Origin of the sequence: Methylomonas sp. HYX-M1 (assembly GCF_040741385.1) — a bacterium.
Classification (GTDB): Bacteria; Pseudomonadota; Gammaproteobacteria; order Methylococcales; family Methylomonadaceae; genus Methylomonas; species Methylomonas rhizoryzae.
This window is the reverse complement of the sequence record NZ_CP160405.1, coordinates 2,536,760-2,551,534: the sequence shown is the minus strand read 5'-3', so window position 1 is coordinate 2,551,534 and position 14,775 is coordinate 2,536,760. Positions and strand designations below refer to the sequence as shown.

Annotated in this window: 20 protein-coding genes; 10 read left to right on the top strand and 10 right to left on the bottom strand. The window is 55.2% G+C overall.

From position 1 onward, the window contains the following. Nucleotides 1-10 precede the first annotated feature (10 nt). The 3 genes from AB0A83_RS11490 to AB0A83_RS11480 are packed head-to-tail and all read right to left on the bottom strand — an operon-like array spanning nucleotide 11 to nucleotide 1,840. Entirely contained in the window at nucleotides 11-580 is a 570-nt protein-coding gene (locus tag AB0A83_RS11490; protein ID WP_367154183.1) for a CDP-alcohol phosphatidyltransferase family protein, read from the bottom strand. Then, entirely contained in the window at nucleotides 577-1,335 is a 759-nt protein-coding gene (locus tag AB0A83_RS11485; RefSeq protein ID WP_150048516.1) for an endonuclease/exonuclease/phosphatase family protein, read from the bottom strand. Before AB0A83_RS11485 ends, AB0A83_RS11490 begins: the two co-directional genes overlap by 4 nt. 16 nt (nucleotides 1,336-1,351) lie before the next feature. Continuing rightward, entirely contained in the window at nucleotides 1,352-1,840 is a 489-nt protein-coding gene (locus AB0A83_RS11480) for a CDP-archaeol synthase (RefSeq protein WP_150048514.1), read from the bottom strand. A 155-nt stretch (nucleotides 1,841-1,995) separates the two neighbouring features. Here AB0A83_RS11480 and gspG point away from each other — a divergent pair, with 155 nt between their 5' ends. Genes gspG through gspM form a run of 7 tightly spaced genes read left to right on the top strand, consistent with a single transcriptional unit; the run spans nucleotide 1,996 to nucleotide 6,445 of the window. Further along, nucleotides 1,996-2,427, top strand: coding sequence for a type II secretion system major pseudopilin GspG (gene gspG / locus AB0A83_RS11475; RefSeq protein WP_150048512.1), 432 nt, complete (start codon nucleotides 1,996-1,998; stop codon nucleotides 2,425-2,427). A gap of 3 nt (nucleotides 2,428-2,430) precedes the next feature. Then, nucleotides 2,431-2,940, top strand: a complete 510-nt coding sequence (gene gspH, locus AB0A83_RS11470; RefSeq protein WP_150048510.1) for a type II secretion system minor pseudopilin GspH — start codon at nucleotides 2,431-2,433, stop codon at nucleotides 2,938-2,940. Next, nucleotides 2,930-3,298 carry a type II secretion system minor pseudopilin GspI gene (gene gspI, locus AB0A83_RS11465; protein WP_367154181.1) on the top strand — a complete coding sequence of 123 codons (369 nt, stop codon included), beginning with the start codon at nucleotides 2,930-2,932 and terminating at the stop codon, nucleotides 3,296-3,298. The genes gspH and gspI overlap by 11 nt, the downstream gene beginning before the upstream one ends. After that, nucleotides 3,295-3,882 carry a type II secretion system minor pseudopilin GspJ gene (gene gspJ / locus AB0A83_RS11460; RefSeq protein WP_150048506.1) on the top strand — a complete coding sequence of 196 codons (588 nt, stop codon included), beginning with the start codon at nucleotides 3,295-3,297 and terminating at the stop codon, nucleotides 3,880-3,882. The genes gspI and gspJ overlap by 4 nt, the downstream gene beginning before the upstream one ends. Further along, nucleotides 3,882-4,787: a type II secretion system minor pseudopilin GspK gene (gspK, locus tag AB0A83_RS11455; RefSeq protein WP_367154180.1), complete on the top strand. Its 906-nt coding sequence runs from the start codon at nucleotides 3,882-3,884 to the stop codon at nucleotides 4,785-4,787. The genes gspJ and gspK overlap by 1 nt, the downstream gene beginning before the upstream one ends. After that, nucleotides 4,780-5,952 (top strand): type II secretion system protein GspL, encoded by a 1,173-nt coding sequence (gspL, locus tag AB0A83_RS11450; protein ID WP_150048502.1) that lies wholly within the window; start codon nucleotides 4,780-4,782, stop codon nucleotides 5,950-5,952. The genes gspK and gspL overlap by 8 nt, the downstream gene beginning before the upstream one ends. Next, nucleotides 5,939-6,445 carry a type II secretion system protein GspM gene (gene gspM / locus AB0A83_RS11445; protein ID WP_367154179.1) on the top strand — a complete coding sequence of 169 codons (507 nt, stop codon included), beginning with the start codon at nucleotides 5,939-5,941 and terminating at the stop codon, nucleotides 6,443-6,445. The genes gspL and gspM overlap by 14 nt, the downstream gene beginning before the upstream one ends. Nucleotides 6,446-6,503: 58 nt before the next feature. On the opposite strand, the gene AB0A83_RS11440 is transcribed toward gspM, so the two are convergent. The 4 genes from AB0A83_RS11440 to AB0A83_RS11425 form a co-directional block, all read right to left on the bottom strand. Beyond that, a complete protein-coding gene (locus tag AB0A83_RS11440; protein WP_150048498.1) occupies nucleotides 6,504-7,043 on the bottom strand; it encodes a hypothetical protein in 540 nt (179 codons plus the stop codon). A 305-nt stretch (nucleotides 7,044-7,348) separates the two neighbouring features. Next, entirely contained in the window at nucleotides 7,349-8,224 is an 876-nt protein-coding gene (locus tag AB0A83_RS11435; protein WP_232056633.1) for an endonuclease/exonuclease/phosphatase family protein, read from the bottom strand. A gap of 158 nt (nucleotides 8,225-8,382) precedes the next feature. Then, entirely contained in the window at nucleotides 8,383-8,952 is a 570-nt protein-coding gene (locus AB0A83_RS11430; protein ID WP_367154178.1) for a hypothetical protein, read from the bottom strand. 198 nt (nucleotides 8,953-9,150) lie between these two features. Continuing rightward, complete coding sequence (locus AB0A83_RS11425) at nucleotides 9,151-10,194, bottom strand: DUF2235 domain-containing protein (RefSeq protein ID WP_150048495.1); 1,044 nt, start codon at nucleotides 10,192-10,194, stop codon at nucleotides 9,151-9,153. A gap of 506 nt (nucleotides 10,195-10,700) precedes the next feature. Between AB0A83_RS11425 and AB0A83_RS11420 the strand changes: the two genes are divergently transcribed. Beyond that, entirely contained in the window at nucleotides 10,701-11,147 is a 447-nt protein-coding gene (locus tag AB0A83_RS11420) for a beta/gamma crystallin domain-containing protein (RefSeq protein ID WP_367154177.1), read from the top strand. 171 nt (nucleotides 11,148-11,318) lie between these two features. Here AB0A83_RS11420 and AB0A83_RS11415 read toward each other — a convergent pair whose 3' ends face one another. The 3 genes from AB0A83_RS11415 to htpX form a co-directional block, all read right to left on the bottom strand. Beyond that, nucleotides 11,319-11,507, bottom strand: a complete 189-nt coding sequence (locus AB0A83_RS11415) for a (2Fe-2S)-binding protein (protein ID WP_150048491.1) — start codon at nucleotides 11,505-11,507, stop codon at nucleotides 11,319-11,321. Nucleotides 11,508-11,791: 284 nt separating this feature from the next. Then, a complete protein-coding gene (locus AB0A83_RS11410) occupies nucleotides 11,792-12,019 on the bottom strand; it encodes a DUF2835 domain-containing protein (RefSeq protein ID WP_150048489.1) in 228 nt (75 codons plus the stop codon). A 44-nt stretch (nucleotides 12,020-12,063) separates the two neighbouring features. After that, entirely contained in the window at nucleotides 12,064-12,939 is an 876-nt protein-coding gene (gene htpX / locus AB0A83_RS11405) for a protease HtpX (RefSeq protein WP_150048487.1), read from the bottom strand. Nucleotides 12,940-13,047: 108 nt separating this feature from the next. On the opposite strand from htpX, the gene AB0A83_RS11400 reads away from it, so the two are divergent. Then, a complete protein-coding gene (locus AB0A83_RS11400; protein ID WP_367154175.1) occupies nucleotides 13,048-14,154 on the top strand; it encodes a sorbosone dehydrogenase family protein in 1,107 nt (368 codons plus the stop codon). Beyond that, complete coding sequence (locus AB0A83_RS11395) at nucleotides 14,151-14,768, top strand: NUDIX domain-containing protein (RefSeq protein ID WP_150048483.1); 618 nt, start codon at nucleotides 14,151-14,153, stop codon at nucleotides 14,766-14,768. Before AB0A83_RS11400 ends, AB0A83_RS11395 begins: the two co-directional genes overlap by 4 nt. The last annotated feature ends 7 nt before the right edge of the window (nucleotides 14,769-14,775 follow it).

The window sequence follows — 14,775 nt, the reverse complement described above, 5'->3', positions numbered from 1 at the left end:
TTACTGGCCGTCACCGTCTTTTCAACGCATGCCACAGCGAACGCAGGTTTGATTTGGGTTCGGACAGCAGCAAGGTCAATAAAATTTCTTCGCCGCCCGCCAGCAAACACAGCACGGCCGCCATTTTAAACGGCCACAGCGGGCCGCCGAAAAACAATACGTACAGCGCAAAGCCCATGGCCGCGGCGGCTATGCGCACCGCCCAGGTGTGATAACTGGTGAAACAGCCGAATTTAATATAGCCCGTCAGTGCCGGCAGAATGCAGCTGGCTACCGTGAAACCGAAGTACAGCCATTCCGCGGCGAAAATGTCCGGCCATAGCCACCAGCAACACAGGGCGATGGTCAAATAATTCACCACGTCCGCCCAGCTGTCCAGCATCGCGCCGAACTCGGAGACTTGCCCGGTCAGGCGGGCGACGAAACCGTCCAATAAATCGGACAAGAAACACAGCGCCAACAAACTCATGAAGGCCAAGGCATAGCCGTGCCAGGCCAGCCACAGCAAGCCCGGCGCGGCGGCGAAGCGAAAGCCGGTCAACAGATTGGGCGCAGTCCAACGTCCGGGTACGGATTTCATGGCGTTCGCAGGGAGAAATCGGCCGCCAAAGGGGCGTGATCGGACAGCAAATGCCAGGGGGCATGCGATAAACGTTGGCAGCTCAACGGATTCAAACCACGAAAATAAATACGGTCCATGGCCAGCAACGGCAGCCAGGCCGGAAAAGTCCGCGCGTGCCTGCCGTGGGTTTTACGGAACACTTCTTCCAAGCCCAGGTAGGCGTGAAATTGCCGCTCCGCCTGTTGCGGCCAGTCGTTGAAATCGCCGGCCACGATCAGCGGCGCATCGTGCGGCACGTGTTGTTCGATGCGGACGCATAATTCTTGCAACTGCCGGCGCCGTTCGAAACCCATTAGACCCAGATGCACGCACACCGCGTGCAAGGGCGTAGTGGAGTTTTGCAAGCGGATCACGCCGTGCAACAGGCTGCGGCTGGCCCAACTGAACGGCGAGACGTTGATGTTTTCCCAGGCCTCGAACGGATAACGGCTGACGATGGCGTTGCCGTGGTGGCCGGCGTCGTATATGGCGTTCTTGCCGTACACGTGGTGCGGCCATACGCCTTCGGCGATGAATTCGGCCTGCGACGCGGCCGGCCAGCCGTTGATGTGTTTTTCCTTGTGTTGGTGTTGGCCTTGGATTTCCTGCAGGAACAATAGATCGGCGTCGGCGCCGATCAGGGCGTCGCGGATTTGCTGCAACACGAAGCGGCGGTTGCCGGTGTCGAAGCCTTTATGAATGTTATAGGTAAGTACCCGCAATGTATCGCTCATGCCAACCACGTTGTTATTAATAAGGCCGCCGCCGGATATGCCATTTATACAACAGCGGCGACAAAAACTCTTCCATCAGAAAAAACGCCACCACCACGGCGGCGACGTCCCACGCACCCAGACTCAATTCGTCGCTCAGCAGCCACGCCGGCAGCAGGGATTCCGGCACGGTATCGAAACCGCGCGCCTGACTGCTTTCGGTTTTACCGAGCCTCCGCTTGCAAAAACTGGCCAACAAGTCGCCGGCCATGGCCCAAGCGGCGAAAACCATGCCCAAAGCCGCAGACACATTCAAGGCGGAGGCGAAAACGGCGCTACAACCCAGCGCCGCCAGCAGGCCACGCCAGGTTTTCGAGCGGCCGAACAACGGTCTGCCGTCGGCTGCATGCACACCGGCGTCGACCGGGCAAGCGAACCTGCGTTTTAGTAGGTAGCCGGCCATTACCGGCGCGCCGTTGGCAACGGCTACCAATAAAAGCGCGATGAGGCTGCACTGTAGGCACATAGGTCGATCGATAATATATGGATGGTTAAAGCCATTATCCCTGAGCGTATTGTCCGAGTGGAATCGGTTTCTGTCATACCCGTGTCACCTTATTTTCATACTATTTTCGCGGAAGCCGGCTTGAGCCGGAGATGTGAAAAGCTTAGCGGATAGTTATGAAGGGCAATAGAAACAGCGGCTTTACCTTAATTGAAGTGATGATCGTGGTGGTCATTTTGGGCATTTTGGCATCCATCGTGGTGCCCAAAATCATGGGACGACCCGACGAAGCCAGAGCGACCCGCACGCTGCAAGACATCCGGGCGATAGGTGCGGCCTTGGATTTGTACCGTCTGGATAATTTCAGCTACCCCAGTACCGAGCAAGGCTTGGAGGCGTTGGTGAAAAAACCGGTCAATCTGCCGAGCGGCGCGCGTTGGAAGCAAGGCGGTTATTTGGATGCGTTGCCGGCCGATGCGTGGGGCCGTCCTTACTACTATTTGAAACCCGGCCAGCATGGCGAATACGACTTGTATTCATTTGGCGCCGACGGGGTGGAAGGGGGCGAGGAAGCGAATGCCGACATCGGCAATTGGCTGCAAAAATAAGCGGTGAAAAGCGGCGGTTTTACTCTGATCGAGCTGCTGGTGGTGTTGGTATTAATCGGCGTGATCGGCTCCATGGCGGTGTTGGCAATCGGCAACGACGGCAGTGAGCAACGGCAGCGCCAGGAAGCCGAGCGCTTGCAAGCCTTGTTGCAACTGGCCGAACAGGAAGCCGAGCTGCGCGGCGAAGCCATAGCGGTAGAGCTGTGTCAATCGGCTTACCGATTTTTCCGCCATAGCAATGCGGCTTGGCGGCTGGAAGACAGTGACTCCCTGTTCAGGCCCAGGCAACTGCCGGCCGGGTTGGGTTTGCTGTTGCGCCTGGACGGCCAGGGACAACGCTTGCCAGCGCAATTATTGCCGGTCACGGCCGGTGGCAAACCGCAATTCGTGCTGGCGCCGGCTGGCGCCGTAGCGGTGGAAATCGCGGTGCAACAGGCCGGTACAACGGTTTGGCTCAACAACACCGGCGACGAAGGCTGGACGCTGGCGGGCGAAACGATACATGCCGATTAAATCCGCCGGCTTTACTTTGCTGGAGGTGCTGATCGCCTTGGCGCTGTTGGCGATTTTGATGTTGGGCTTGCTAAAAATCGCCGCTTATAACACCCGTAATCTATGGGTACTGGAAAACACCTTCATCGCCGAACAAATCGCGCACAATCAAATGCTACAACTGCGTTTATCCGGCTCCCGGCCGGAAAGCGCGGAAGGCCGGGACGACATGGGCGGACGCCGCTGGCACTGGCGAGCCGACCGCGCCGCTTTGCATCCTTTAGGGCAGGGGCTGGAACGCTATCGAATCAATGTATTTCTGGAAGGCGACGCCTCGGCCTATGCCAGTCTGATCGACTATTTACCGGCCGGCTCATGAAGCAGCGGCTAGGCAAGCACGGCGCGGGCTTTACCTTGCTGGAACTGCTGATCGCGATGGCGGTATTCGCCATCATGGCGGCGATGGCCTACGGCGGTTTACGCGCGGTCATGCAAACCCGGCTGGACACCCAAAACCGGGCCCGGCAACTGCGTGAAGTGCAGCAGGCGTTTTATTGGCTGAACGAAGATTTGCAACAAGCCGTGGCCCGTCCGGTACGCGACGAACTGGGCGACAGCCTCACCGCGTTCCAAGGCGGGATGGGCGAGGATGTTTTGAGCCTGACCCGCAGCACGCCGGAATGGTTGCCCGATTCCGGCGGGCGCAGCAATTTACAGCGCGTGGTGTACCGGTTTAGAAACGGGATGTTATATCGAGGGGTGTGGAATGCCTTGGATAGAACCCCGCAAAGCCGCATCGTTCAACGGCGGATTCTCGAGGCGCGCAGTCTGCAGCTGCGTTTTTACGGCGGTGACTGGTCCGGCTATTGGCCGGTTGCCGGCGCGGCTTTGCCGCGGGCGGTCGAAGTCAACGTCGAACTGCCGGGATTGGGCACGCTGCGGCGTGTGTTCGGTTTGCGTTGATGCCGGTACTCGTCCGCCAACGCGGGGTGGCGTTGCTCACCGTGCTGCTGGTACTGGCGTTGGCCACCGTCAGCGTGTTGTCGATGTCCGGCGAGCGGCAGCTGGATATTCGCCGTACCGACAATCAATTGCGCAACGATCAGGCTTGGGTTTATGCGCATGCCTTGGAAGATTGGGCCGTGCGAATTTTGCAAGCCGGCGACGCTGCCGGCCGCAATGTGCAATTGCAAGAGCAAGGCAACGTGGAACTGAAAGGGCGGCTTTTGGCGCAACAACACACATTCAATCTGAACAATTTGCTGGTGGAAGGCGAACTGCAAACCCAAGAACTGCAGCGGCTACGGCGGTTGTTGCGTTATCTGGAGCTGGACCCGGCCATAGCCGACGCGATTGTCGACTGGCTGGATGCCGATAGCGAGATTCGTTATCCCGCCGGCGCGGAAGACGAGGTCTATTCGCGCTTGCATCCGCCTTATCGGGCAGCTAACCGCAATTTTGCCGACCTCAGCGAATTACGTTTGGTGAAAGGCATAGGCCCGGCCGAGTACGCCAAGTTGCGGCCTTATCTCAGTGCAATCGACGCTTATCTGCCGCTCAACGTCAACACCGCGCCGCCGCTGTTGTTGCGCTGTCTGGCCGATGACATCAGCGAGGATTTGGCGGAGGCGATTTTCCGGGCGGCCGGCAAACCGTTCAAGGATGTGGCGGCCTTTTTACAGGACGAAGCCGTGCTAGGTAGCGGCATAGGCAATAACGGGATCACGGTCGGCAATCGCCATTACCTGCTGCAAGGCCTGGTCAGCTTCGGCGGCGTGACGCTACGCTTCGAAAGCCGCTTACAAACCGGCGGCGAAGGGCAGGTGTGGTTTAATCGCCGTGCTCGGGTGGCGAATTTCGATGGCTGAGCCGATCTTATGCCGGGAAACGGTCGGCGGCAGCTTCGAATGGTTGGATTTGCCGGCCGTAGATCGGGGCGTGCAGTCCGGCACCTTACAAGCATTGGCGCAAGCTGCCGAGCAACGGGAGGTCTGCGCCGTGTGGCCGGCCGAAGCGGTATTGCTGTTGGAATTGGACTTGCCGCTACGTTCGTTTGCGCAAATCAAACAGGCCTTACCTTTTGCATTGGAAGATTATTTGGCGGACGGCATAGAGCAATACCATTGGGTGTGGCAGCGGCCCGAACGTAACGGTCCGCTGGCGGTCGCCTTGGTGGATAGGGCGGCACTGGCCGTCCGGCTGCAGAGGTTTGCCGAAGCCGGCATTCAAGTGAGCCAATGCCTGCCGGAACCCTTGCTGTTGCCGCTGCATGCGGGACAAACCGCATTCGCCGCGGACGACGCCGAGCGCGCGGTATTGCGTTACGGCAGGGCTTTGGGCGGCGGCGGGGATAGACAATGGTTGTGGGGTGTGTTGCAAAGGTTGTATCAAGAAGGCAAAGCCGAAGGCGAGTGCCGGCTATGGAGCCGGCAGGCGGCCGACGCGGCGGAGTTCGTCTGCGTACCGCAGGAATGGCGGCAGCCCTTGCTGTTGTACCGGGAGCAACTAGCGCACGCGGCGCCGTTCAATTTATTGAGCGGCGAATTCGCATTAAAAAATCAATCGCCCGCCAGCCTGCGCAGTTGGGCGCCGGCGCTGTTGATCCTGACCCTGGCGGGCGCGCTGCAAGTGGCCGGGCAATGGTATCTGGCCGGCCAACAACAACGGCAACTGGCCGAACTCAAAGCGCAGAGTCAAACGCTGTTCACGGCCACCTTTCCCGAAGTCAAGCGCTTGGTGAATTTGAAAATACAAGCAGATCAACAGTTGGACGCGTTGAATAGTCAAGCGCAGCTGAATCAAAGCGGCTTTTTGCGGCTGCTCTACGATTTGGGCAGCGTCGTTACCTCCCAAGTCGGCGGACAACTGCACACGCTGGTTTACGTCGACGGCCGGCTGCAAGTCGGCATGCGTTTGGCGCAGGGACAAACTCCGGAGATTCTGCAGCAAGCCTTGGAGGCTTTGGGGCGTAGCGTGCAGTTTGATTCCGGGTCCGGGGCGAATTCGGGCGAGGTGAGCTTTGCGCTTCATTAGTCCGGCAGTGGCGGATCGTTGGCAGGCGTTATCGGCGCGCGAACGCGGTTTATGCGTGGCCGGTGCCGCGGCAGTTCTGATCGTGCTGGGTTATTTTTGGCTGTATTCGCCGCAAGTGGCCCGTAACGCCGTTTTGTACGCGCAAATTCAGGCGCAACGAGACGTGTTGCAACATCTGAGCAAGGTTGCCGCCAGGGTCAAACCCTTACGCGATGCGGCCGGCGAAGCGGTCGCGGTGTCGGCCGATATTCGGCAAACCCTGGCCGACAGCAGCCGGCAAATGCAAGTGGCTGATGCGATTGCCGAGCAGCAGCTAGGCGACGGCGGCGACGTGGACGTTCGCTTGCAACCGCTGACCTTCGACCGTCTGGCAGCTTGGCTGGCGGTTTTACACCAGCACGGCATAACGGTGGGAGAAGCGGAATTGACGAGCGCCGGAGACGGGTTGGTGTCCGGCAAGTTGCGGCTAGGGGCGTTTGATAGTCAACGATAGCGGCCGGCACCACATGCTTTCGGTTCAAAGCAGCTAGCCTAGCCGGACTGCCGCCGGGTCAAGGATATTCGCTCAACACGTCATCCTCGGCATAAAAGCGGTTTTCGGTAATCACGTCGGCGCTGATCTTGTTTTCCAGCAAATTGTCCACGTCGGTCGTAATGCGCTCTATCATCGCCGGGGCTTGGCCGAGTGCTTGCGCTCTTTGCAACGCTCGCCCCCAAATGGCGACATGGCGGGTGTGGATGCGGCGGGTGGCGTTGTTCTTGGCCCATTCGGCGGCAATGCTGCGTCCCAAGTGCTCCAGCTTCGCTTCAAGCTCCGTGCGGTTCGAGTCGTCAGGCAGCGGTTCCAGCAGGTTCCGCTGGATTTGCTCCCAGCCGCTCGGATAGATATCCCAACCCTGGTAAAAACGTGTGACCCACAGTAAATATTGCTCCAGGGTTTGCCGCCCGGCGTTGACCGCGTCTTGCCGGTAACTTTTGACGAAGTAATCGGTGCCGGACAAGGCCGATTGCGCATCGGAACGCTGCACGGCGCGATCGGCGCAGCCCGCGGCCGCTATTAGCAATAGACAAACCAATCGCCGTATACGCATCGCCAATCACCGGATAGTCGTGTAGAGGCTGGCGATTGTCGGCGTCGAGCGTGACAAGGTGATGACCTTGTGGTTACCGGATGTTGACAGGACGTCGCTCAAGCGCATTGGGATTTCCGGCTTGCCGGCCGCGCCGTCTTTGTTTAGGCGGGGCTTGGCTCCGGTGAAAAATAACTGCTCGAAATTATTTTTCCCGCCAAACCATTCATGCTTCGACAAGGCTCTGATGAGCGGGGACGAAGGGCTAGGAACGAACGGAAAAATCCTTACCTTGCGACATAGGGAAGTTGTTTGCAACCATATCCTTAGCAGGTTTCGAAGCGGGCCAGATAACCGAAATGGTCCGATACGGTCGGGTAAAAGCGGTCGTTGAAAATCGCTTCCATAGCGCTCACTTTGATCGGTTGACCGTTGCGTTTGAAAATGTAATCGATGCGCTTGGGCGGACTGTGCCGCCAACCGTCGATCTGGCCGCGGAAGGTCGGTTCGTAAAACCGTTGCGGGTGTAGTTCGAAAAACTGGTCCACGTACTCGCGGTTGCCGACGATGTGGTTATAGGCGTGCTCGCCGGCCGGGGCGTTGAAATCGCCGACCATCAAATCGGCTCTGACACCGAAATGGCGGCGCGATTCGATCAAACCGCGCAGCCGACCGTATTCCTCGAAAAAACCGTGGTGCGCCCAGCTTAAATGCACGTTGGCCACATGCAGCAGACCGAACCGGGGTAAGTCTATGCAGCTGAGCGTCACATTGCGCGACATATAGTTGTCTTTGCGCCGGCAATAGGACACGTAATCCGCATAATTGTGGTGCATCGGATGGCGGCTGAGAATCGCCGTGCCTTCCCGCCAGCGCTGAAAGCCGACGTGGCTCCAATCCTGATGCTGATGGTACCAATGGCCCCAGCTGCGCAAGCGCCGGCAAATCCGAAACGCCATGTTGGAAGGGGATTCGCCGTAGGGACGAGTGATAGGATCGTGCAGATATTCGCCAACCTCCTGAAAACACGCTATGTCGACCCGTAAATGTGCCATCGCTTCGGCAATGATCCGCACCTCGCGCTCGTGCAAATGCATGGTTTCGAAACTGCAATGGCGAGGATGTTGTTGGTAGGTATGCAGATTCAAAGTCAGCAGCGAAAACTCCATGGCGCAAAGCAAGGCGAACGGTGGGGCGGCCATTGTAAACGGCGTTTGTGACGGAAAGGCGGGGGTGGCTGCAAAAGGATCGCGTTTTGCCAAGTCGGACTAGATTAGCTTGAGCGTTGTAGATTGGCGTTCGATTAGACAGGTAATAGGTTTGTATGCCAACCGGCAGGCGGGAAATTTAAGGGGCGGATTTAAGGCCGTTTACGCAAAATCAGACCGATCATGGCGGTGCAGGCTGCGGCAACCGCCGCCGGAAACAGTACGGTCGTCCAGGAATAATGCTCCAAAGCCAATATCACCAAAATGTTGCGCAGCAAAAACAGCGCGAAAAATCCAGGCGATTCCGAATCAGGTTGCCGGTAAGCTTTACGAAAACTGGGGGCAAAACCCAGGATGTCAACGGCCGTCAGAATTAATACCGCGGTGAAAGCATCGTCGGTCCAGTACCATAGCGGCAACGCGGATAAGGCGGTTACAAAGAAACACCAATCGCTGGGAGCGATATCTAACGCCTTGCGTTGCCGGTAAGCCAGTACAGCAACCGTGATCGTCAGACTGCCCGAAACTCCTATAGGCCAGGCGCCGATTCCGCCGTGTTCGGCCAGTTGAGCCAGAAATACCGAAAATGTGGTTATCCCCCAGATCACCCAGGAAAACACGTGGGCTAGCACGCGGCCCTGGGCGACTGCACGGAGGTAAGGCAACAAGGCGGCGATAGTCAACGCTATCGCACAGGCGCTGATGAACGGTTTGTAGAGCATCTGTTTGAACGATGTTTAGGCTTGGCGTGATGACGCGAAGTTGGGAAGAGTTTTAAACACGCTGCTCATCGATTGCGGATCGGGAGGCTAGGCTATACATCGGTAATTTGCGCAATACGTCCGATTTGGGTAAAGCAGCGAGCGATGCGATTCGCTGCTTTACCTGTTTGGCCGGTGTTAACGCGGCGAGGTGTGGGGTTATCGGCGCCAATAATCGCCGTTGGCTTGAATGCGTGCGACCTTTTCCGCGATGTCGGGTTCCGCCAGTAAGCCAATCTCGTTTAATTTTCCGTAAAACCAAGCCGGCCAGTTTTTAAAGACTTTGCCGGGAAGGTCGATCAACGCGGTTGCCGGCCATTTCACTGCGATCAACGTGGCATATTGGTAATAACGGGTTTGCGAATTGTGCGCCGTCTCCGGGCTCGGACTCAGCTTGACTTGGGTGCTCAGACCTTGTTTGGTGGCTTGATCCGCCATCCAAACCAAGGCTTTATCGGATAAGCCGGTTTCCGGATACCCGCCGCCGACGTCCGAATGCACGCTGGGGAACCATTCTTCGATAAAGTCTTGGGGGTTATGGTTGGCTCCCAGTTGCCACAAGGTCGGGCGGAACGGCCAGCGGTGTTCGTCGGCGGATATGGCGTGGCTGGCGCTCAAAATGCTGGAACTCAGTTTAGTGTCGTGAAAACGGCAGGAGAACAGCAAGTCGCACAAATAGCCTAATATCAGGCCGTAAGGCGCGCCTAATGCGCCTACCGTATCCCAAACGCCCAGGAAACGGATTTTTTCGCCGCCGTGGGTGAATTCACTACGGAATTGTTGGGTTTTGGGACCGGTTGGATGCCAATCCGGGGATTTGTCTTTGTAGCGTGCGTAGGTTTGGTTGACTTGGTCGAAATGCTCGCGCCGCAAGATGCCCATGTTATGGATCAATCCGGCCAGAGAGCGGGCGGTATAGGCACCTCGGCTAAAACCGAACAAATAGATTTCGTCGCCTTGGTTGTAATTGCTGCATAAAAAACGGTAGCCGCTTTTGACGTTCTCGGAAATCCCCCAGCCGAACATACCTCCCATCATCCTATCGTACCAATGCGTGCCTACTCCTTGGATGTAATGCACGACTTGCGGTATCCCCTTTTGGTCTTCCTGCAGGGTTGCCTCGAATAATTTGGCAACATTGGTAGGGTTTTTGTCCGGTTCGTTCCATGTGCCGTCGCAAAAGACCACAAGTTTTTTCTTCATAACACCCTCCGCTTTCTTATTGATTGTTGTTGATGGAAAAGGGTATCGAGAACGCGTTAGGCTGGGTGGGCAATGCAAAGCACGGTTTAGCCCGTAAGTTCGCTTCTCTAATGGGTAAGTAAATTGCGATTAATTTAACAGAGTCGCTTGACAAATGTCACTAAATAAGTTCCTTGACATGCCGCATGCTTATGCGAAGCGAAGCGAATTGGCTGGGTTTTTATGGATATTTTTCACGATTGTTAGATCAAATTAGCGTTTCTACTATGGTTGGCTTCGAAATGATGCGAAGAAGGGGGTTGGCTTAAATGATGGTGCAATTTTCTGTACGGCGACACGGTTAGGTCTATACAGCGTGAACTTTTGATCGATAATGAAGCGGCTGATGAAATTGAGCCGCAGCCTTTACCGACAAGAGGACATAGATACTGAGGCCGCCAACTGTCGAGCATGTAGACGCCGATAGCCGACTATCGGTATTTCGCTTCATGACCAGGAGACCGGCGATGAATAATCCAAGCATTAAAACAATATGGGGAAAAATGATAGTACTGATAGGGATATTGGCGACGAGCGTCAGCTCGACTCAGGCCGAGGATGGCTGCTGGGCGGATTTTTTCTCGGAAAGCCAGTATGGCGGAGATTCCTTCAGGCTAAAGGGGACGCAAAGTTTAAACAATTTGCGCAATGTTCAAGGTAAAGACTGGGATTCCCGGATAAGTAGTTTAAAAATAGGACCCAATGCGCGCGTTGTGCTATTTGAAAATTTGAATTTCAAACTGACTCTAAAGGAAATGGAAAAGTACCCGGAATTGCTGAAATCTTTGGGTTTAACCGAAAAAGACGCGATGGAAGATAAAGAGTTGTTGTTCGGTGCGGACTCTCACATCCACGATCTTAGCGATTTTAATTTCCGCAAAAAAACGCGTTCTTTGCAGATAACTTGCAACTAAGCGGTTCGGGTTGAAGGTTGAAGGAGGGGATAGAGGCGAGACACAAATAGCGCGAGGACAAACGCCTGACAGTATGCCGTTTTGATTGTTGGGATGAAAATTTAAGCCGTTGCCGTTGCCGTTGCCGTTGCCGGCGGCCGAGCACGCGGCAACGCCTGATATTGAGGTTTATCAGGCGGGTTGCGCGAGACTGGGCTGATATAGCTTTTCGTCCAGTAAACTTTTAATACTTTGGCTGCATTTACCGCAAACACCGCCGGCGCCTGTGCATTGCATCAGCTGCCGGCGGGTACAAGCGCCTTGAGCTATAGCTTGCGAAACTTGGCTATCGGTAACGGCTTTACAAACACAAACGTACATGGGAAACCTCACACTTCAATTGTTGTGATTAATGATAACTATTATCATTTAATTGTAAAGAGGTAGGTGCAAATTTTTTTATGGATTTCGAAAAATATGCTAGACGCGTAGCAGCTTGGCTTACCTGAGCTGTACTCGAGCGGATGGAAGTCTATCCGGCCCATTCGGTATCGAAAAGAGCGTAGGGCTTTGGATAACTGTGTGTTTGCGGGATTTAATTTCAGGAAAGTCGCTTCCCGTAGGAACTATCGGACAAGGAATCCGCAATGCCCTTGGTTTCCTGTCTAAGCAAGTTTTCTAAGCGCAATGAATTTATTGCGATCGGTAAGCTCCATCTCGAACCTGCCTTGAATGCCGGATCGAGTCAGAAAGCGTCGGATGTTTCCGGCGGGGAAATTGAGGCTACGGCCGTCCTCGGCGACGACGGTGATCGATTGAGTAAAGCCTTGATAAACGCTCAGGTAGCGCTCGTAATCGATGTCGATGGAAAATCGAATGAATTGACGTGGCATGGACTATAGAAAGGGTCGGCCGTAACGACCGACCCTGCTTTTTGTTAACGTTGGCTTTGCAATGCTTCGATGCGTTCTTCTAAGGGCGGGTGGCTCATAAACAAGCGCTGTACGCCGCCGCCATTGATGCCGAATGCGGCTAATTCACCCGGCAGTTGGGGCTGCTCGTGAGAGCGTTGCAGCGCACGCAGCGCGGCAATCATTTTTTGCCGTCCTGCCAGTTGTGCGCCACCTGCATCCGCACGGAATTCGCGGTAGCGGGAAAACCACATGACCAGCATGCTGGCCAAAATGGAAAGGGCGATTTGCGCCAACATTTGGGTTACATAATATGCCGGTCCGTAGCCGCGTTCGGTTTTAAATACGGTACGATCGACGATATGGCCGATTATCGTGGCGAAGAAATATACAAAGGTGTTGACCACGCCTTGCATCAGCGCCATGGTGACCATGTCGCCGTTAGCCACGTGGCTGATTTCGTGTCCTAACACCGCTTCAACTTCGTCGGCGGACATCGTTTGCAATAAACCGGTGCTCACCGCTACCAGAGAGCTGTCCCGATTGGCGCCGGTCGCAAACGCATTCGGTTCCGGCGCGTTAAAAATTCCGACTTCCGGCATACCTATTCCGGCTTGCCGAGCCAGTTTTTCCACGATGTTGACCAGCCATTGTTCAGTTTGATTTTGAGGGCGCTCGATAACGTGCACGCCCATGGCATTTTTGGCCGACCACTTGGACATGAATAACGATATGACCGATCCCGTCATGCCGATGATGGCGGACATGACCAGCAACGCGTCTAAGTTAAGGCCGACGCCTTGAGCGTCTAAGGTACTTTTTAAGCCGAGAACACTGAAAATAATACTGATGGCTATCATGACGGCCACGTTGGTAGCTAAAAACAGCAAAATTCTTAACATATTAATTATCCTTATAGTGTGGTGATGGAAGCGAGTTGGGTATCGATTGCTCGATTTCAAGAGTTGGAGTGGTAATATGGCGCAAAGTTTATTGGAGGGGGCTAAAAAATGAAAGGATTGAGTTGGGTGCTGTTTTTATGGGCATTTTCATTGAATATAGCCGCCAAACCCGAGCACGACGCGGTGTTGAGCCGCTTGCGCCTGCCTTACGGATTCAAAATATCCATTTTTGCCGACGATGTGCCGAATGCCCGGCAAATGGCATTGGGCGACAAAGGTGTGTTGTTTGTGGGCTCGCGAGAAGGGCAAGTGTACGCTCTGCGCGATGCTAACGGCGATGGTGTGGCCGAACAGCGTTTTACCGTGGCTGATAATCTTTATTTACCCAACGGCGTTGCCTATAAAAGTGGGGCGCTTTACGTTGCCGAAGTCAATCGTATTTTGCGATTCGACGATATCGAGTCTCATCCGGAGCAGCCGGGAGAGCCGAAAGTCGTCTACGATACATTGCCCACCGATAAACACCACGGCTGGAAATATCTCCGTTTCGGGCCGGACGGCAAGCTATACAGCGCTATCGGCGCCCCTTGCAACATTTGCAAGCTTGAAGACAAGCGTTTTGCCTCGCTGTTTCGGATCAATCCGGACGGCAGTCAATTTCAAATACTCGCAAGCGGCATTCGCAATACCGTGGGTTTTGATTGGGAACCGGGTTCCCAGTCTTTGTTTTTTAACGAAAACGGTCGCGATTATCTGGGTGACGATGCGCCGCCTGACGAGCTAAACAAATGGACAGGCAGTCACGAACATTACGGTTTTCCCTATTGTCATGCCGGGACGATACGCGATCCGGAGTTAGCCGAGGATAAGGCCTGCGTTCAATTCAAGCCGCCGCTCTGGCGCTATAAAGCGCACGTCGCACCGTTAGGCATGCGGTTTTATACGGGGAATCAGTTCCCGGAGCAATATGCCCGGCAATTGTTCGTTGCTCAGCACGGATCGTGGAATCGGAGCCAGCCCCAGGGATATCAAATCGCATTAGTCAAATTTCGTTCAGGACAACCTGTCGACGAGCAAGCTTTTATTAGTGGGTGGCTGCAGCCGGACGGGAAAGTTCTGGGGCGGCCGGTCGATGTATTGCAGACGCCGGACGGCAGTTTGCTGATTAGCGATGATAAATTAGGCGTCATTTATAAGGTTGAATACAAAAAGTGACCACCAAACGCTTTCAAATCTTGAATCAAGAAACCGCCTACCAAGGCTTTTTTCGGCTGGATCAATACACGGTCACGCATACCTTGTTTAAAGGCGGTTGGAGCGAGCCCATTACTCGAGAATTGTTTCGACGGGGCAATTGCGTCGCGGTCTTGTTGTACGATCCCGATCTCGACCAAGTCGTGTTGATTGAGCAGTTCCGCGTCGGCGCGATATTGCAACCGGAAAAAGCCTGGATGGTGGAAATTGTGGCCGGCGCGATCGAACCCGGCGAAAGTGCGGAACAGGTGGCATACCGGGAAGCACAGGAAGAATCCGGCTGCCGGATTCTGGATTTGATCGAAATTCAGCGATTTTTTACCACGCCGGGCGGTTGTTCGGAATACATCACCTTATTTTGCGGTCGGGTGGACGCCCGTACCGTCGGCGGAGTGCACGGTTTAGCCGACGAAGGCGAGGATATTCGGGTGTGTGCCGTTGAGTCTCACGAAGCCTTTGCGCTGCTGGAGCGCGGGGAGATAGAATCCGCTATTCCGATTATTGCCTTGCAGTGGTTATATATCCACAAAGACAAGTTACGCACCCGCTGGCTTGAGTCGGCTCTAGCCGATTGAGCGGCTA